A 17760-nucleotide genomic window follows, 5' to 3' on the forward strand; every position below is an offset into this window, starting at 1 on the left:
AAATATAGTGTTAACAATCAGTTAGCGCGGCGAAGCTGGCCCCTATTCCGTAATGATTAATCACATTTTTTGAAGCCAAGTTAGCCGCGATGGCCTTATAAGACCTCAGCAAATCAGGGATGCGGGGCCCGTTCTGGCACTCCGTGGTTGTAGAGGGGATTCCCTGGTTGTTGCGTGGGGGACGATATGAGCCGCAAATATTTCGGGACGGACGGGATTAGGGGCCGCGCCAACGGACTGATCACGCCGGAGCTCGCGCTCAAGGTCGGCCAGGCCGCAGGCCTTGCGTTTCAGCGCGGCGACCACCGCCACCGGGTCGTGATCGGCAAGGACACCCGCCTGTCCGGCTACATGATCGAATACGCGATGGTCGCCGGCTTCACCTCGGTCGGCATGGACGTGCTGCTGGTCGGCCCGATGCCGACGCCGGCGGTCGCGATGCTGACCAAGTCGATGCGCGCCGATCTCGGCGTGATGATCTCGGCCTCGCACAATTTGTTCGAGGACAACGGCATCAAGCTGTTCGGTCCGCAGGGCTTCAAGCTTTCCGACGACGTCGAGAAGCAGATCGAGCAGCTGCTCGACGAGCCCATCGAGAAGCGGCTGGCACAAAGTGCCAGCTTGGGCCGCGCCCGCCGTATCGACGGCGTGCATGACCGCTACATCGAATTCGCCAAGCGCACGCTGCCGCGCGATCTGTCGCTCGAGGGCCTGCGCGTCGTGATCGATTGCGCCAACGGCGCCGCCTACAAGGTGGTGCCCGAAGCGCTGTGGGAGCTGGGCGCCGACGTGGTGCCGATCGGCGTCGAGCCCGACGGCTTCAACATCAACAAGGATTGCGGCTCCACTTCGCCGGAAGCGCTGTCGAAGAAGGTGCGCGAGATGCGTGCCGACATCGGCATTGCGCTGGACGGTGACGCCGATCGCGTCATCCTGGTCGACGAGCGCGGCCATGTCGTCGACGGCGACCAGCTGCTCGCGGTGATCGCGCAGAGCTGGAAGGAAGACGGCCGGCTGTCGCGGCCGGGCATCGTCGCCACCGTGATGTCCAATCTCGGGCTCGAGCGCTTCCTGAAAGGGCAGGGGCTCGATCTCGTGCGCACGCCGGTCGGCGACCGCTACGTGCTCGAGCAGATGCTGAGCGGCGGCTACAATCTCGGCGGCGAGCAGTCCGGCCACATCATCCTGTCCGACTACGCCACCACCGGCGACGGCTTCGTTGCCGCCTTGCAGGTGCTGGCCGTGGTGCAGAAGTCGCGCCGGCCGGTGTCGGAAGTCTGCCACCGCTTCGATCCGCTGCCGCAGATCCTCAAGAACGTCCGCCACAAGGGCGGTAAGCCGCTCGACGATTCCGACGTCAAATCGGCGATCTCCGACGGCGAGAAGCGCCTCAACGGCCATGGCCGCCTGCTGATCCGCTCCTCCGGCACCGAGCCCGTGATCCGCGTCATGGGCGAAGGCGAGGACCGCATCCTGGTCGAGGACGTCGTCGACACCATCGTCTCGGCGCTCGGACAGGCGGCGGCCTGAGCTCGTAGCCATCCTTCGAGACGCCCGCCTTTGGCGGGCCCTCAGGATGAGGTCTTGTTTCTCGGCGAAATCTGAAACCCTCATGGTGAGGAGCCCTCTCGAACCATGCAAGCCGCGCGGCTTCGCGGTGAAACCGGCCGCGAAGCGCATCCCAGCCATCGACGTTTGGCGGTGGTTCCACCGCCACTTGCATCGTAGTTAGGCGGATGCGGCGGTTCGCCGCGCCTCCTGGGATTGGTCCGTTGAACAAGCCTGTCGTCGTCTCTGAGGAAACGCTGACCGAGCCCGTCGTCGTCAGCGACGTCGCGCCCGCTGCCGCCAGAGCTGCGGGGCCGGCCTATGTCGTGCTCGCCGGCATCAGCTTCTCGCACTTCCTCAACGACACCATGCAGTCGCTGATCGCCTCGGTGTACCCGATCCTGAAGGACACCTACGCGCTCGACTTCGCGCAGATCGGCATGATCACGCTGGCCTTCCAGTTCACGGCCTCGCTGCTTCAGCCGGTGGTCGGGCACTACACCGACAAGAAGGCGCAGCCTTATTCGCTGGCGATCGGCATGGCCTCGACCTTCTTCGGTCTCCTGCTGCTCAGCGCCGCGCACCAATATCTCGTCATCCTCGTTGCCGCTGCGCTGGTCGGTCTCGGCTCGGCGGTGTTTCATCCGGAATCCGCGCGCATCGCGCGGCTCGCCTCCGGCGGCCGCTACGGCTTTGCGCAATCGGTGTTCCAGCTCGGCGGCAGTTTCGGCACGTCGATGGGCCCGGTGCTGGCGGCGCTGATCGTGGTGCCGTTCGGGCAGGGCAGCATCGCCTGGTTCTCCTCGATCGCGTTCCTTGCCATCGTCGTTCTCTGGCGCATCGGCCGCTGGTACGCGCCGCAGATCAAGGCGAAGAAGACGGCGGCGGTCCAAGCCCATCCTGATGCGCCGAGCTCGCGCCGCGTCGCGGTCGCGCTCGCCGTGCTGGTGGCGCTGCTGTTCTCAAAACAGCTCTACGTCTCGAGCTTGTCGAGCTACTACATCTTCTATCTGATCGACCGCTTCGGCGTGTCGACGCAGGCCGCCCAGATCTATCTCTTCGTCTTCCTTGCCGCGAACGCGGTCGGCGCGTTTCTCGGTGGTCCGCTCGGGGATCGCTTCGGGCGCAAGATCGTGATCTGGATCTCGATTCTGGGCGCGCTGCCGTTCACGCTGGCGCTGCCCTATGCCGGGCTCTACGCCAGCGCGGTGCTCAGCGTCATCATCGGCCTGATCATCTCCTCGACGACGTCGTCGATCATCGTGTTCGCGCAGGAACTGGTGCCGCACCGCTTCGGCATGATCTCCGGCGTGTTCTTCGGCGTCGCCTTCGGCATCGGCGGCCTGGGCGCGGCCGTGCTCGGCAAGCTCGCCGACCACACCTCGATCGAGTTCGTCTATCAGGTCTGCGCCTATCTGCCGGCGATCGGGCTGCTCGCGGTGTTCCTGCCCAAGCTGCCGCGGCAGACGCGTTAACGGATCCTGTTTCGCTGCATTGCGGCTTCATACATTGTTAGTAATTGGGACGCGAGGCGCTGCATTTTTGCAATGCGACCGCCGCATCCCCGCGTGTGCAGTCACAAAAAATCAACCTTAAAAATTAGGGTTAAGTGGCGCTTAAACATTTGCTGCCATCGTCCGCCCGTGAGTTTCCAGAACGTGAGGCGGCTGCATTGTGCCTCACCGGCCATAAGGACGAAGCCAATGCGTAGCGTTAAGTCTCTCCTTGCCGCGGGTGCGGCAACCCTGATCTCGTCGATGGCGTTCGCCGCCGATATGCCGATCGCGGCGCCCCCTCCCATGTACGCGCCGCCGGCCCCTGCGGCCGACTTCGGCGGCTGGTATCTGCGCGGCGACATCGGCTTCAGCAATCAGAAGGTGAAGCAGCTCAACCCGAGCTTCGTCGATCCCGGCATCAGCATTGCGTCCACCCAGGGGCTCGGTTTCGACACGGCCGGCATCTTCGGCCTCGGCGCCGGTTACAGGTTCAACAGCTGGTTCCGCGCCGACGTGACCGGTGAATATCGCGGCAACGCCAATCTGCATGGTCTCCAGATCATCAATTTCAACGGCGCCCCGGCCTTTACCGACGAGTATCATGGCAGCAAGTCGGAATGGCTGGTGCTCGCCAACGCCTACGTTGACCTCGGCACCTGGTGGTGCATCACCCCGTTCATCGGTGCCGGCGTGGGTGCTTCGCGCAACACCATTTCAAACTTCCAGGACATCAACACGGTGAACGGCGGCGTCGCTTACGCGCCGAACGCTTCGAAGTGGAATTTCGCGTGGGCCGCGCACGCCGGTCTTGCCTACAAGGTCAACCCGAGCCTGACGCTCGAACTCGCGTATCGCTATGTCGACCTCGGAGACGGCGTCACCGGCGCTCTCACCGACTTCACCGGTTTCACCCGCGGCCGCACCATGCAGTTCAAGGACATCACCTCGCATGACCTGAAGTTCGGCGTGCGCTGGGACCTCAGCAGCCCGCCGGTCTACGCGCCGCCGCTCGTCACCAAGGGCTGATCGGCAAGCCCCATCGCTTAATCTCTCTTAACGGCGCGGGACCCTCCCGCGCCGTTTTGCTTTGCGTATTTTTCATTGCTCGTGGCAACGAAGGGCTCCGACGCAACCATTGGTTAAGGTTAACGAGCCATGATCATGGCGAAAGTTCGAGTTCGATGGAGCGTTCCGATGCGTAGGCTTTTGTTGGCGGCGGCGATGTTGGGGACGGTGTCTGCCGCGCACGCGGCCGACATGCCGGATCTGCCGTTCCTGCGCGGCAGCTTTACGGACGGTCTGTCGAGATCCAACGTCAACTGGGAAGGCTACTATGTCGGCGGTCAGGGCGAGTACGGCGCGATCACGTCGAAGATCTCCTCCACCATCAACAGCGACATCCAGTCGACCTTCGTCACACCGGGCCCGGCCTACAATTGGCAACCGCTCGCGTTCGCGCACAGCAACAGCGCCGGCTATGGCGCGTTTGCCGGCTATAATGGGCAATGGGACGACGTCGTGCTCGGCGTCGAGGCCAACTACATTCATGGTGGTTTCAAGTCGACATCGAACTCGGTCGGACAGACGTTCAACAACCTCAACGCGGTCATTGCCACCACCGTGACATCCGCAGTCGTCGGCGTGTCTGACTTCGGATCCCTGCGCGCGCGAGCCGGCTATGCCTGGGGATGCTTCCTGCCTTACGCCTTTATCGGTGGCGGGGTCGGCAGCCAGACCGTCGATCGCTACGCCTCGGCGTCTCCGTCGTCGGTGCAGCCTGCGACGACCTTCGCGAGCAAGAGCAAGCTGGTCTACGGTTATTCCGGCGGCCTCGGCTTCGACGCCATGCTGGTCGGCGGCCTGTTCGTCCGTGTCGAATACGAATATTTGCGGGTGACGTCGGACATCGAGTCGAACGTCAATAGCGTCCGCGCCGGGCTCGGATACAAGTTCTGAGCGCCGCGCATGGCGCCGATTGACAGGCCCTGCGAGCCCTGATGCTCTGTCGCCAGACAGTGGGGGCGGCAGCGATGCAGATCTACGGCGATACCAATTCCGGCAATTGTCTCAAGGTGAAGTGGGTTTGCGACAAGCTCGCATTGCCCTACGACTGGATTGAGATCGACACCCGTAAGGGTGAGACGCGCACGCCGCAATTCCTTGCCATGAACGGCGCCGGCCAGGTGCCGACCGTCGCCTTCGACGATGGCCGTACGCTGGCGCAATCCAATGCCATCATCCGCTATCTCGCCCGCGACAGCGCGCTGATTCCGCGCGACGCCTTTGTTGCTGCCAAGATGGATGAATGGTTGTTCTGGGAGCAGTACAGCCACGAGCCCTATATCGCGGTGTGCCGCTTCCAGCTCGTCTATCTCGGCAAGGACGCCTCCGAGCTCGACCCCGAAAAGGTCAAGCGCGGCTATGCGGCGCTCGACCGCATGGAGCAGCATCTCTCCGGCAACCGCTTCTTCGCGGGCGAAGCGGTCTCGCTCGCCGACGTCACGCTGCTCGCCTATACCCGCGTTGCGCATGAAGGCGGCTTCGATCTCGGCCGTCATGCGGCCGTTCGCCGCTGGATCGGCGAGACCGAGGCCTTTCTCGGCCTTCCGCCGGCGCGCTGAGTCCGGAGTATTTCATGAACGCCGGAACCGTTTCCATCCGTCGCGCGCGCCGCGAGGACGTCGCAGCGATCGTGGCGATGCTCGCCGACGATCATCTCGGGCGCACCCGTGAGCGGGTGGAGGATCCGCTGCCCCCGGCCTATTACGAAGCGTTCGAGCGGGTCGAGCGCGATCCAAATCTCACGCTGGTGGTTGCCGAGAGCGAGGGCAGGGTGGTCGGCTGCCTGCAACTTGCTGTGCTGTCAGGCATCAGCTCGCAAGGCGGCACCCGCGGTCTGCTCGAAGACGTGCGCGTTGCCACTGATTGTCGCAGCCGCGGCATCGGCGAGCAATTGGTGCAATGGGCCATCGCGGAAGCGAAAGCGCGCGGCTGCAATCTGGTCGAACTGTTGACGCATCAGACGCGAGTGGACGCGCAGCGCTTCTACAAGCGGCTCGGATTCACAGCTAGTCATGTCGGCATGACTGTCCGCTTTTGAGGCAGCTCGCCGCGCACCTTGCGCAATCAGCAAATTCGGATCGCGCATTCGTTCATGTTAAGAGCCGGTAAACTACCCAGCCGTCGTTCACGTTGAGGTGGGAACGATCGGTGCTACGGCAGCGTCAGACACCGAGCTCGGTCGGTTCGGGGATTTCGATGACAAGCTATTCGATGATCAAGGTCGGCAACGGCTACGTTGTGCAGGCCAACGACAAGTGCATTTTGAAGGTCGGCAGCCGACGCAAAGCCGCGCAATTGATCAGCGAGGCCACGGACTTGCTGAACGCGCTCGCTACGGTCGAATCCCCCGATATCGCGCCGGAAGCGCCATCACTCGCGCGTGAGGTCCCGGAACTTCCTTGACGACTCTTCCCGTTTCCCGTATCAGCCGCGGCGGGACACCTCCCCCCAACGGGAGGCTTACTATCTGGAAGGGTAGAATATGACTGTAGCGAAGCCCGCTTCGCGGCCCACCGTGCCGCATTTTTCCTCCGGCCCCTGCGCCAAGCGCCCCGGCTGGAACGCCCAAAATCTCAAGGACGCAGCGCTCGGCCGTTCGCATCGCGCGAAGGTCGGCAAGACCAAGCTCAAGCTCGCGATCGATCTGACGCGCGAAGTGCTTGAAGTGCCCGCCGATTATCGCATCGGCATCGTGCCGGCCTCCGATACCGGCGCGGTCGAGATGGCGCTGTGGTCGCTGCTCGGTGCACGGCCCGTCACCACGCTCGCCTGGGAATCCTTTGGCGAGGGCTGGGTCAGCGACATCGTCAAGGAATTGAAGCTCAAGGACGTCACCAAGCTCAATGCGGCCTACGGTGAAATCCCCGATCTCTCCAAGGTCGATCCGAAGTCGGACGTCGTCTTTACCTGGAACGGCACCACCTCGGGCGTCCGTGTGCCGAACGCCGACTGGATCAGCGCGACCCGCGAAGGCCTGACCATTTGCGACGCCACCTCGGCGGCATTCGCGCAACCCCTCGACTGGCCCAAGCTCGACGTCGTTACCTTCTCCTGGCAGAAGGCGCTCGGCGGCGAGGCCGCGCACGGCATGCTGATCCTCTCCCCGCGCGCGGTGGAGCGGCTCGAGACCTACAAGCCGGCCTGGCCGCTGCCGAAGATCTTCCGCATGACCAAGGGCGGCAAGATCAACGAAGGCATCTTCGTCGGCGAGACCATCAACACGCCGTCGATGCTCTGCGTCGAGGATTATCTCGATGCGCTGAACTGGGCCAAGTCGATCGGCGGCCTCAAGGCGCTGATCGCGCGCGCCGACGCCAACACCAAGGTGCTGGCCGACTGGAAGGCGAAGACGCCCTGGATCGACTTCCTGGCCAAGGACGCTTCGATCCGTTCCAACACCTCGGTATGCCTGAAGTTCACCGATCCCGCGCTCACCGCGCTCTCGGACGACGCGCAGGCCGACTTCAGCAAGAAGCTGGTCGCGCTGGTCGAGAAGGAAGGCGCCGGCTACGACTTCGCCTATTACCGCGATGCGCCGGCCGGCCTGCGCATCTGGTGCGGCGCCACCGTCGAGGCCAAGGACGTTGAGCTGCTGACCCAGTGGATCGACTGGGCCTTCGCCGAGACCAAGGCACAGCTCGCCAAGGCGGCTTAACGCGTTCTAACTCATTTTCGTCATGGCCGGGCTTAACCCGGCCATCCATCGATTGAGAGATGGACCCGCGGGTCAGGCCCGCGGGTGACGTTCCGTAAATGCAGCTCGCACCACGGATCATCCCCATGACCAAGCCCAAAGTTCTCATTTCCGACGCGCTCTCGCCCGCTGCCGTGCAGATCTTCAAGGATCGCGGCGTCGAGGTCGACTTCCAGCCCAATCTCGGCAAGGACAAGGACAAGCTCGCCGAGATCATCGGCAATTACGACGGCCTTGCGATCCGCTCCGCAACCAAGGCGACCGCCAAGATCCTCGAGAAGGCGACCAACCTCAAGGTGATCGGCCGCGCCGGCATCGGCGTCGACAACGTCGAGATCCCCGCCGCCACGGCCAAGGGCATCATCGTGATGAACACGCCGTTCGGCAATTCGATCACGACCGCCGAGCACGCCATCACCCTGATGCTGGCGCTCGCCCGCGAGATCCCGCAGGCCGACGCCTCGACCCAGGCCGGCAAGTGGGAGAAGAACCGCTTCATGGGCGTCGAGATCACCGGCAAGGTGCTCGGCGTGGTCGGCTGCGGCAACATCGGCTCGATCGTCGCCGACCGCGCGCTCGGCCTGCGCATGAAGGTGGTCGCGTTCGATCCGTTCCTGTCGCCGGAGCGCGCCAAGGACATCGGCGTCGAGAAGGTCGATCTCGACGACCTGCTCAAGCGCGCCGACTTCATCACACTGCACACTCCGCTCACCGAGAAGACGAAGAACATCATCGATGCTGCCGCGATCGCCAAGATGAAGAAGGGCGTGCGGCTGATCAACTGCGCCCGCGGCGGCCTCGTCGACGAGCAGGCGGTGGTCGATGCGCTGAACTCCAAGCACATCGCCGGCGCCGCCTTCGACGTCTTCGTCGAGGAGCCCGCGAATGCCAACGTGCTGTTCGGCCATCCCAACGTGATCTGCACGCCGCATCTCGGCGCCTCCACCACCGAAGCGCAGGAGAACGTCGCGCTCCAGGTCGCCGAGCAGATGTCGGACTATCTGCTCACCGGCGCGATCTCGAACGCGGTCAACTTCCCCTCGATCACGGCTGAAGAAGCGCCGAGGCTGAAGCCGTTCATCGCGCTCGCCGAGAAGCTCGGCTCGTTCGCCGGCCAGCTCACCGAGAGCGGCATCCTCAAGGTCGAGATCACCTATGAGGGGCATGTCGCCGAGATGAAGATCAAGGCGATCACCTCCGCCGTGCTGTCGGGCCTGCTGCGGCCGATGCTGGGCGAGGTCAACGTGGTGTCCGCGCCCGTCGTCGCCAAGGAGCGCGGCATGGTGGTGGACGAGATCGTGCGCGCCGCGCAGAGCGACTATGAGAGCCTGATCACCGTCACGGTCGCGACCGAACGCCAGGAGCGCTCGGTCTCCGGCACCGTGTACCATGACGGCAAGCCGCGATTGGTTGACGTCAAGGGCATCCGCGTCGACGCCGAGTTCGGCAAGTCGATGATCTACGTGACCAACGAGGACAAGCCGGGCTTCATCGGCGCGTTCGCGAGCCTGCTCGGCGACGCTAAGCTCAACATCGCGACCTTCCATCTCGGCCGCGTCAAGCAGGGCGGCGACGCCATCGCGCTGGTCGAGGTCGACGGCGCGGTGCCGGCCGACGTGCTCGCCAAGGTGCTGGCCCTGCCGCAGGTCAAGCAGGCCAAGGCGCTGACGTTTTAATCGCGCTCTCGCCACTTGCCGTCATGGCCGGGCTTGACCCGGCCATCCACGCCTTGCCGCTCGGCACGAAGAACGTGGATGCCCGGGACAAGCCCGGGCATGACGCGTGGATAGAGCGGGGCGCGCGCCCCCGGAATGACGCGTATCATATATTCCGACCCGCGGAACAACGCCGCCTCCCTCACCGGAGGCGGCGTTTTTATTTCTCCCGCAGCCTGCCGACTTTGTGTACCAATGGCGACCAGGACGCTCCGTTCAAAATTGTTCGACAAGGGAGAAAACAATGCGTGAAGCCGTCATCGTTTCCTATGCGCGCACGGGCCTCGCGAAATCCGGCCGCGGCGGGTTCAACATCACGCCGCCGATGTCGCTCGCGGCCCATGCCATCCACCACGCGGTCGATCGCGCCGGCGTCGAGAAGGACTATGTCGAGGACTGCTACCTCGGCAATTGCGCCCACGGCGCGCCGAACATCGGCCGCCAGGCCGCGCTGCTCGCCGGCCTGCCGAAGACCACCGCCGGCGTCTCGGTCAACCGCTTCTGCTCCTCCGGGCTGCAGACCATCGCGATGGCCGCCAACTCGATCCGCTCCGACGGCGCCGACTGCATCGTCGCCGGCGGCGTCGAGAGCATCTCGATGCCGGGCGGCGGCACGCCGAAGGAATCGATCGACCCGGAGCTGCTCAAGGTCGCGCCTGATATCTTCATGGCGATGATCGACACCGCCGACATCGTCGCCGAGCGCTACAAGCTCAGCCGCGAATACCAGGACGAGTTCTCGCTGGAATCGCAGCGCCGCATGGCCGCGGCCCAGCAGGCGAACAAGTTCAAGGACGAGATCGTCCCGATGAAGTCGAAGATGAAGGTCGTCGACAAGCAGACCAAGGCCGAGAGCATCGTCGACTACGTCGTCGACCGCGACGAGTGCAACCGGCCCGAGACCACGATGGAAGGCCTTGCCAAGCTCGAGCCCGTGAAGGGGCCCGGCAAGTTCGTCACCGCCGGCAATGCCAGCCAGCTCTCGGACGGCGCCGCCGCCGTGGTGCTGATGGAAGCCAAGGACGCCGAGAAGCGCGGCCTCAAGCCGCTCGGCCGCTTCGTCGCCTGGGCGACCGCCGGCTGCGAGCCCGACGAGATGGGCATCGGACCGGTGTTCGCGATCCCGAAGCTGCTCAAGCGCACCGGCCTCAAGATCGACGACATCGATCTGTGGGAGCTCAACGAGGCCTTCGCCAGCCAGTGCCTGTATTGCCGCGACCAGCTCGGCATCGATCCCGCCAAGTACAACGTCAACGGCGGCTCGATCGCGATCGGCCATCCCTTCGGCATGACCGGCGCACGTCTCACCGGCCACCTGCTCCAGGAAGGCGCGCGGCGCAAGGCGAAGTGGGGTGTGGTGACGATGTGCATTGGCGGCGGCCAGGGCGGCGCCGGCCTGTTCGAGATCTACAGCTGAGGCGAAGCGAGATGAATGCGAAAGGGCACGGCGCGCGCCGTGCCCTTTTTGTTTAGGTTCGCGCCCCAGGCTTATTCGCGCGCCTAAAGGAAATCTTTGGCTCGCAAAGCGTTGAGCGCGACGGGGCAGATGGAGGAGAACGCTCATGCGCTCAACAATGGCAGCAATCCTTATGACGGTCCCGCTCATAGCGGCGCCGGCGATGGCGCAGCAGGCGGCGCCGAACCAGAACTTGCAGAGTGAGGCCGACAAGGGCATTAAGACGCAGAACTCGGGCGCCTCGGGTTATGTCGGCGAGCAGGACAAGCCCGGCTCGGCCGCGAACATGCCGGGAGATCGCGCCAACGACGCCAGTGGCGCTGCCACCTCGCCCAGCGCGCAGAATTCAGGGGCGGGCATCGCGGGAGCCCCGGGCAACAAGAACGGCCCGCCCGCGCATACCGGAACCGTCGGCTCGAGCTCGCAAAACATGTCGGTGCAGGAGCAGGATCCCTCGAACGTCAAGGGCCTGCCCGGCAACAAGAGCGGCCCGCCAGCCAAGCGCTAGCTGAGTCCGGCAACGGTCCTCTGCACGCTAACAATCGTCGCGCGAGCGGCATCGCTCGCGCAGGCGTTAAGCGTCCTGCTTTTTTCGTTGCGGAACCAGTGCGACGAAACTATATAGACGCCGTCGGAAAAGGCAGATTTGGTCTGGTAAGCCCAAATCCTTTCGGTAACGAAAGCTCTGGTCTTTGGCCTTGTGCACGAGATCCCCACGACGAACCGCGGGCGCCACGCAGGCGCTCAACCGTTCGTCCGTGTGATCCTTGCCGCGCTGGGAACGCTCCGGTCGAACATCGACCACAGGAGCGTCTCATGCAAACCCAATCCACTGATATCTACGACGTCATCATCGCCGGTGCCGGCCCCGTCGGCCTGTTTCTCGCGTGCGAGCTGCGGCTTGCCGGCCTCTCGGTGCTGGTGCTGGAGCAAGCGCAGGATCCGCACTCTGCGCTGAAGCGACTGCCGTTCGGGCTGCGCGGCCTTTCGACCCCGACAACCGAGGCCTTTCACCGGCGTGGCTTGCTGGACGAGATCGTCGCCGCGCAGCGCACGAAGTCAGGCGCGATCAGGAGTGCTGCACACTGGATGCAGCAGGCGCGACGGCCCGCAGGTCATTTCGCCGGCATCCAGTTCTATCACGACGACGTCGATGCCGCGCGATGGCCCTGGCGCCTGCCGACGCCGGCCGATGCCAGCGTCGCCGTCAATATGGAAACGCTCGAAACGGTCTTGGCCGCGCGTGCAAACAGTATGGGCGTCGAGCTCCGGCGCGGTTTTGGCGTCATCGCCATTGACGCTTCAGACGACGACGTGACCGTGCAAGCGGCCGGCGAGACGTTTCGGGGGCGCTGGCTCGTCGGCTGCGACGGCGGCCGCAGCACGGTGCGCAAGAAGAGCGGCTTCGACTTCGTCGGCACCGACCCCGAATTCACCGGCTATTCCATCGAGGTCGAGCTGGCCGATCCGGAGAAACTCAGCCCCGGCCGCAACTACACGCCGACGGGCGTGTACACCTATGCGCAGCCAAGCACGATCGCGATGGTCGATTTCGACGGCGGCGCGTTCCACCGCACTGCGCCGATGACAATAGACCATGTGCAGAGCGTCCTGCGACGTGTTGCCTGCACTGATGTCACCATCACCGCGCTCCACCTGGCCGCCACCTGGACGGACCGGGCTCGTCAGGCCACAACCTATCGCAAGGGGCGCGTGCTGCTCGCGGGCGATGCCGCCCACACCCATTCGCCGCTGGGCGGCCAGGGTCTCAATCTCGGTCTTGGCGATGCGATGAACCTGGGCTGGAAGCTGGCTGCCACGATCCGCGGCCACGCGCCGGCAAATCTGCTTGATACTTATTCGCATGAGCGGCATCCCGTCGGCGCGCATATCCTCGACTGGTCGCGCGCGCAGGTCGCGATCATGCGGCCGACGCCGAGTGCCCGCGCGCTCCAGGCCATCATGCGCGATCTCATCGCGACGCGGGACGGCGCGACTTATGTCGCGGAACGCGTCCGCGGTGTCTCGCTCCGTTGCGATCTTGGCGGCAGCCATCCGCTCGTGGGACGGAGTGTTCCCGATTTTGAACTCTCGGACGGTGCGACGATCGCAGGGCGCCTCAGGCCGGGGAAAGGCGTATTGCTGGACTTCGACGCGCGCGCATCGCTTCGAGCGCTTGCAAGCCGCTGGGGTGATCGGATCGCCTATTTTGCAAGTCAGCCCAGGGATCGGCTGGGCTTGAGCGCTGTGTTGGTGCGCCCCGACGGCGTTGTCGCGTGGGCCAGCGACGGCGCAACTGATGACGACGAAGCAGCCCAGGCCACGTCGCGCTGGTTCGGCGAACCCACGGCGCGCGGATGTCCCTGATCCCTGCCGTGCACTCCTGCGTGCATTGTGTCACAATACACGTAGTCTTAGGTGCCCGCTCGCGTCAGCGAATTGTCGCGCGCGGCCGCGCGCATCGGCGACGTGGTCGAGCTGATCAACGCGATCGCGGGCCAGACCAACCTCAAGCTCGAGGTCAGCAGGTTCTTGGACACCGTCCGCGCGGCGTGAGGTTGCGTGCGTTGGACTTTCGCGAGGAGGCTGAGGAGCAGCGTCTTTGCGGCCCATCCTTCGAGACGCCCGCTTTGGCGGGCTCCTCAGGTGAGGTCTTGTTCCGCGGTGGGATTTTAAATCCTCATGGTGAGGAGCGCCGCCTTACGGCGCGTCTCGAACCATGAAGGCCGAACTCGTCCCGCCGCCCTCAAGCCCGCGCCAGCGCGGGTGCGAACACCACTTCGATCAGCGTGCCCTGGCCTGCGCTCTTGATGTTGAAGCGGGCGCGGTTGGCTTCGACCAGCGCCTTGGTCAGCGACAGGCTCAGCGCCGAATTGTCCGCGGCATCGCCCGGCGGCGGGGTGCGGAACGGCTCCATCGCGGCCGCGACCTCGCGCTCGGACAGGCCATGGCCGGTGTCGCGGATGCGAAGGGCGATCTCGCCGCGATCGGTGAGCGCGGTCGAGACGATGACCTGGCCGCCGGCGCTGGCAAGCCGGATCGAGTTCGAGATCAGGTTCATGGTGATCTGCCGCATCGCGCGCGCGTCCACCGTCACCTGCGGCAGCGCATGGGCGAGCGAGGTGCGGATGATGATGCGTTCGCGGTTGGCCTGCGGCTGCATCACGACGACGCAAGCCTCGACCAAATCGTTGAGGTTGAGGTTGGCGAAGTCGAGGTCGAGCTTGCCGGTCTCGATCCGCGACAGCTCCGAGAGGTCGTCGATGATCGCGATGACGCGCTCGCCGGAGGCGCGGATGTCCTTCATGTATTCGCCGTAGCGCTCGTTGCCGAGCGCGCCGAAGCGTTCGGAGATCATCACCTCGGCAAAGCCGATGATGGCGTTGAGCGGCGTGCGGATCTCGTGGCTGATCCGCGCCAGCATGTCGGCCTTGGCGTTCGCCGCGCCGTCGACGAGACGGCGGGCCTGCGTCAACTCGCTCTCGCCCTTCTTGCTCTGGGAGAGGTCGCGGAACACGGCGAAGAAGTTCGGGCCGTCGGGCCTGGTGCGGCCCATGATCATCGCGAGCGGAATGACGCCGCCCTTCTTCTCGCGCCCCAGCACCTCGCGGCCGTGGTCGAGCAGGCTCGAAATGTCCTGGCTCTTGATGCTTTCGAGATAGTCGGCGACGACCTGCTGGCTCTCCGGCGCGAACAGCGTCACCAAATTCTGCTCGAGCAGCGCTTCGCCGTCGTAGCCGAACAGCGCCTCGGCGCTGCGGTTGCAGACGTGGATGTTGCCTTCGGCATCGAACATCACGATGCCCTCGGCGGTGGTGTCGAGGATCGCGGCGAGATCCTCGGCGTCGGCATCGCCGGCCTGGGATTCGAGCTCGGAGGCGTAGGGGAAGGACTCCTCGACAAGAGGCTCGGCGACAAGAGGCGCGGCGGCAACGGGCTCGGCGGCAACGGGCGGCGCGGCGACAGGCTCGGCAACCGCGGGCGCAGCCGCAACAGGTGCAGGATTGGGCAGCGCGCAGATCAGCGCATGCGCGCTCTCGCCGTCCCAGTCGATCGTGTGCAGATGCGCCTCGGTGGTCGGCAGCGGCTCCTCGCCATTGGCAAGCGTCGCGCTGATCGTCACCGGCGTGCCGCCTTGCGAGGTGCTGCTGGCGGTCGACACGCCCGGCTCGACATAGAGCGCATCGAGCCCGCCGGCATGCTCCAGCGCGCTCACGCTGGCATGGCCCATGCGCGCGAGGAATGCCGGGTTGGCGTAGAGCAGGCGGTCGAGGCGATAGATCAAAATGCCCGTCGGCAGCAGGTCGAGCAGCGCGCGGTCGCGCATGCTGTGGCCGCGCGCCGGCGGCGCCGGCTCGGTCAGCCATTCGGCCGGCGTGTGCGGCGCCTCCGGCGCCTCGATCGGCGGTTCGGGTGCGGTCTCCGCCGCAGGCTCGGTCGCGCTGGCTGAGATCGTCTCCCGCTCGCGTTCGAGGCGCTCGGACAATTGCCGGGCGAGCTCGTTGAACGCGCTGTTCTCGATCGGCGTCAGCGTCGGCGATCTGGCATCGCCGGGCGGGCGGAACGGCACGACGTTGGGGGGCGTTTCCACTGGCGTTTCCGGATCGGTTGGGTGTGAAGTCGCGTCGGGTGCGGGCAGTTCAGCTTCAGGTGCGGGCTCAGGCTCAGGCGTGGGCTCAGGCTCAGGTGCGGGCGGCTCGGCCGGCGGAGGCGGCGCCTCTGCCACGGGCTCCGGCTCGGGCTCGACGATGTCGGCGGGCAGGCGGTGCTGCGCGTGCGGTTCGGCGAGCTGCTCGAAGCGCCTCAGCGCATCGAGCCGGTTGAGGCCGTCGAGATCGCGGCAGACGCCAAAGCCCTTGAAGCCGGCGAAATTGCGCGCGTGGTCGTAGACCGGCAGGCCCGCGAGTTCGACCGGCAGATGCTCGCCGCCATCGGCCGGCCAGTTCACGGTGATCCCGGCCCAGGTGTCGTGGCTGGCCAGCGCCTGCGCCACGCGTCCCTCCGGGTCGAGCGAGAATTGCTCGGCGATCTCGCGCCAGGGGCGGCCGAAGCCGGCGGCCGTGCGCGCGCCCATCAGGCGGATGAACTCGCCGGTTGCGAGCACGAAGCGGCCCTCTGCATCCATCTGCCAGAGGAAGCGCAGCGGATGCTGATGCGGCGCGGGCGTCTCTGTGGGACCCGACGGCGGCTCGACCATGCCGGATGTGATCGGCGCGGCCTGCGGCGACACAATGGCTTGGGGGTGGTTTTCAACCGGAGTTTTGGGCGCGGCGTCGTCCGGTTCTTGGACAGTCTCTTGGACCGCTTCGTCGACGGCTTGCAGGGCTGCTGCGATCTCCGGCGCCGCCTCTTGCGCGGGCAGCTCGGCGATCGTCGCGGCTGGCGCGGGCGTTTCGGCCGGCTCGGCGAAGGCGTCGAAGAATGCGATGGTGACCGGCGCGTCGCTCGGCGGCGGCGCGTTCGGCGCCTCGGCGGCTTGCGGCGTGGATTGAGCCGGCGCCGCGGGCGTGACATCAGGCGTGCGCGCGGGCGCGGATGCCGCCGGCGCGGCATCGCTCGCCGCTGCCACCGGCGCGGCATCGCTCGGCGCTGCCGCTTGCGCGGCGGCCGGCTCGATCAGCGCGACCAGGCCGATATCGGCCCCGAGCCCAACCCGTTGCAGCACCATCTGGCCGATGCCGATCGGCGTCTCGGCGCGGCCGCTGCGAAGCGCATCGCTGCGGGCCTGTTCGAGTCCGGCTTCGCCGAGATCGCGGAAGCCGAGCAGGGCGCGGGCGGCCTCGCTGGCGCCGACGAACATTCCGTCGGGCGCGAACGCCGCCATCGGCATCCTGGCGCCCGCAACGAGGCGATGCAGGCGCTCGACCAGCGGCATGGTGCGCACCGATGGATCCATCGCGGTGACGAGCACGGCCTGGCCGCCATCGGCGAAGCTCAGCCGTGTGCAGGCGCAGGTCATCAGCATGCCGAGCCGGGCACCGAAGCCGCGCAGCCGTTCGAGCCTGACAGTGCCGTTCGCCGGCAGCTGGCGGGCGAGCCGGGCGACCTGGCGGCGATGGCTGTCAGCCGGGCCGAAAACCTTGTCCGCCAGCGCTGCGGCATGGGCCGCGCCGAAGAATTTTGCGCCGACCGGATTGGCCCACAGCACGCGCGTGCCGTCGACCGACCAGAGCCACGCGGGCAGCGGGGACGTCGCATGCACGGCCAGCCGGGGATCGCCCACGCCTCGCAACTGGAAATCCGAATGACTCATCCAACCGGCTTTAGGTACTCGCTGACACGCGTCTGGTCGCAAGGCTGCCGGGAATGACAGCCTTAAGAAAGGGTTAGTATCGCGCGCAGGCGCGGGCAGGTCCACGGCCCCAGCCTACGGGGAAGGCCCTAAAGCCGCGATAACCTTAATCCGGCCAGACCCGCAAGCCGCGCAGGCGCTACATCCGCAGGATTCGCGGGGGGAGCCAGTGTCAGCCAAGCCGCGATGGATGCGGCCCGGCCGAAACACGCGAGCCCCTCCGTCATTCCGGGGCGCGCCATTTGGCGCGAGCCCGGAATCCATGTCCCTTCAATCTCCGCGGCCGGATGGCTTCCGGGCTCCCTCGCTCCGCTCCGGCCCCGGAATGACCTCAACCATGGGTTCCCTCAGGCAGGAACCTCATCCTCTCCGGGATTAAATTTTCCCTGCGCACCCCGGATCGCGTTGCGCTGCACAATGTTGACATGTTACCCAGTGATACTGCTGGGCGTTGGACGAGCCATCTTTTTCGTTACGCGTATCCAGACTTCGTACCC

14 protein-coding genes are annotated in these 17760 nt (G+C 65.6%); 13 read left to right on the top strand and 1 reads right to left on the bottom strand.

Annotation, left to right across the window (positions count from 1 at the left end; all coding sequences use genetic code 11):
* Positions 1 to 186 precede the first annotated feature (186 nt).
* From glmM to E4K65_RS47495, 13 genes are all read left to right on the top strand, one after another.
* The gene (gene glmM / locus E4K65_RS26120; protein ID WP_135176569.1) at positions 187 to 1530 is read left to right on the top strand and encodes a phosphoglucosamine mutase; all 1344 of its coding nucleotides are present in this window, start codon (positions 187 to 189) and stop codon (positions 1528 to 1530) included.
* A gap of 242 nt (positions 1531 to 1772) precedes the next feature.
* Entirely contained in the window at positions 1773 to 3023 is a 1251-nt protein-coding gene (locus E4K65_RS26125) for an MFS transporter (RefSeq protein WP_167771153.1), read from the top strand.
* A 228-nt stretch (positions 3024 to 3251) separates the two neighbouring features.
* On the top strand, positions 3252 to 4070 hold the full coding sequence (locus E4K65_RS26130) for an outer membrane protein (protein WP_135176571.1): 819 nt from the start codon (positions 3252 to 3254) through the stop codon (positions 4068 to 4070).
* A gap of 168 nt (positions 4071 to 4238) precedes the next feature.
* A complete protein-coding gene (locus tag E4K65_RS26135) occupies positions 4239 to 5000 on the top strand; it encodes an outer membrane protein (protein WP_135176572.1) in 762 nt (253 codons plus the stop codon).
* A gap of 74 nt (positions 5001 to 5074) precedes the next feature.
* Complete coding sequence (locus E4K65_RS26140) at positions 5075 to 5665, top strand: glutathione S-transferase family protein (protein WP_135176573.1); 591 nt, start codon at positions 5075 to 5077, stop codon at positions 5663 to 5665.
* Between the two features lie 14 nt (positions 5666 to 5679).
* Positions 5680 to 6144, top strand: coding sequence for a GNAT family N-acetyltransferase (locus E4K65_RS26145; protein ID WP_135176574.1), 465 nt, complete (start codon positions 5680 to 5682; stop codon positions 6142 to 6144).
* 173 nt (positions 6145 to 6317) lie between these two features.
* On the top strand, positions 6318 to 6509 hold the full coding sequence (locus tag E4K65_RS26150) for a hypothetical protein (RefSeq protein ID WP_235885730.1): 192 nt from the start codon (positions 6318 to 6320) through the stop codon (positions 6507 to 6509).
* 79 nt (positions 6510 to 6588) lie between these two features.
* A complete protein-coding gene (locus E4K65_RS26155; protein ID WP_135176575.1) occupies positions 6589 to 7761 on the top strand; it encodes a phosphoserine transaminase in 1173 nt (390 codons plus the stop codon).
* Between the two features lie 125 nt (positions 7762 to 7886).
* A complete protein-coding gene (gene serA / locus E4K65_RS26160) occupies positions 7887 to 9476 on the top strand; it encodes a phosphoglycerate dehydrogenase (RefSeq protein WP_135176576.1) in 1590 nt (529 codons plus the stop codon).
* Between the two features lie 283 nt (positions 9477 to 9759).
* Positions 9760 to 10932, top strand: a complete 1173-nt coding sequence (locus tag E4K65_RS26165; RefSeq protein ID WP_135176577.1) for a thiolase family protein — start codon at positions 9760 to 9762, stop codon at positions 10930 to 10932.
* Between the two features lie 325 nt (positions 10933 to 11257).
* The gene (locus E4K65_RS48805; RefSeq protein ID WP_235885731.1) at positions 11258 to 11479 is read left to right on the top strand and encodes a hypothetical protein; all 222 of its coding nucleotides are present in this window, start codon (positions 11258 to 11260) and stop codon (positions 11477 to 11479) included.
* Positions 11480 to 11787: 308 nt separating this feature from the next.
* Positions 11788 to 13338, top strand: a complete 1551-nt coding sequence (locus E4K65_RS26175; RefSeq protein WP_135176579.1) for an FAD-dependent oxidoreductase — start codon at positions 11788 to 11790, stop codon at positions 13336 to 13338.
* 51 nt (positions 13339 to 13389) lie between these two features.
* Positions 13390 to 13527 (top strand): hypothetical protein, encoded by a 138-nt coding sequence (locus tag E4K65_RS47495; RefSeq protein WP_167771123.1) that lies wholly within the window; start codon positions 13390 to 13392, stop codon positions 13525 to 13527.
* A 190-nt stretch (positions 13528 to 13717) separates the two neighbouring features.
* Here the strand turns inward: E4K65_RS47495 and E4K65_RS26180 are convergent, their stop codons facing one another.
* Positions 13718 to 17224, bottom strand: coding sequence for a PAS domain-containing sensor histidine kinase (locus E4K65_RS26180; protein WP_135176580.1), 3507 nt, complete (start codon positions 17222 to 17224; stop codon positions 13718 to 13720).
* Between the last annotated feature and the right edge of the window lie 536 nt (positions 17225 to 17760).

The sequence above is a fragment of the Bradyrhizobium niftali genome (assembly GCF_004571025.1).
In the GTDB taxonomy this organism is placed as follows: domain Bacteria; phylum Pseudomonadota; class Alphaproteobacteria; order Rhizobiales; family Xanthobacteraceae; genus Bradyrhizobium; species Bradyrhizobium niftali.

Bases quoted from the DNA above. Each gene is read 5' to 3' on its own strand.
- E4K65_RS26165 (WP_135176577.1), top strand. From the start codon at position 9,760: ATGCGTGAAGCCGTCATCGTTTCCTATGCGCGCACGGGCCTCGCGAAA.
- E4K65_RS26130 (WP_135176571.1), top strand. From the start codon at position 3,252: ATGCGTAGCGTTAAGTCTCTCCTTGCCGCGGGTGCGGCAACCCTGATC.
- serA (WP_135176576.1), top strand. From the start codon at position 7,887: ATGACCAAGCCCAAAGTTCTCATTTCCGACGCGCTCTCGCCCGCTGCC.
- E4K65_RS26175 (WP_135176579.1), top strand. From the start codon at position 11,788: ATGCAAACCCAATCCACTGATATCTACGACGTCATCATCGCCGGTGCC.
- E4K65_RS26155 (WP_135176575.1), top strand. From the start codon at position 6,589: ATGACTGTAGCGAAGCCCGCTTCGCGGCCCACCGTGCCGCATTTTTCC.
- E4K65_RS26180 (WP_135176580.1), bottom strand. From the start codon at position 17,224: ATGAGTCATTCGGATTTCCAGTTGCGAGGCGTGGGCGATCCCCGGCTG.
- glmM (WP_135176569.1), top strand. From the start codon at position 187: ATGAGCCGCAAATATTTCGGGACGGACGGGATTAGGGGCCGCGCCAAC.
- E4K65_RS26140 (WP_135176573.1), top strand. From the start codon at position 5,075: ATGCAGATCTACGGCGATACCAATTCCGGCAATTGTCTCAAGGTGAAG.
- E4K65_RS26150 (WP_235885730.1), top strand. From the start codon at position 6,318: ATGATCAAGGTCGGCAACGGCTACGTTGTGCAGGCCAACGACAAGTGC.
- E4K65_RS48805 (WP_235885731.1), top strand. From the start codon at position 11,258: ATGCCGGGAGATCGCGCCAACGACGCCAGTGGCGCTGCCACCTCGCCC.
- E4K65_RS26145 (WP_135176574.1), top strand. From the start codon at position 5,680: ATGAACGCCGGAACCGTTTCCATCCGTCGCGCGCGCCGCGAGGACGTC.
- E4K65_RS26135 (WP_135176572.1), top strand. From the start codon at position 4,239: ATGCGTAGGCTTTTGTTGGCGGCGGCGATGTTGGGGACGGTGTCTGCC.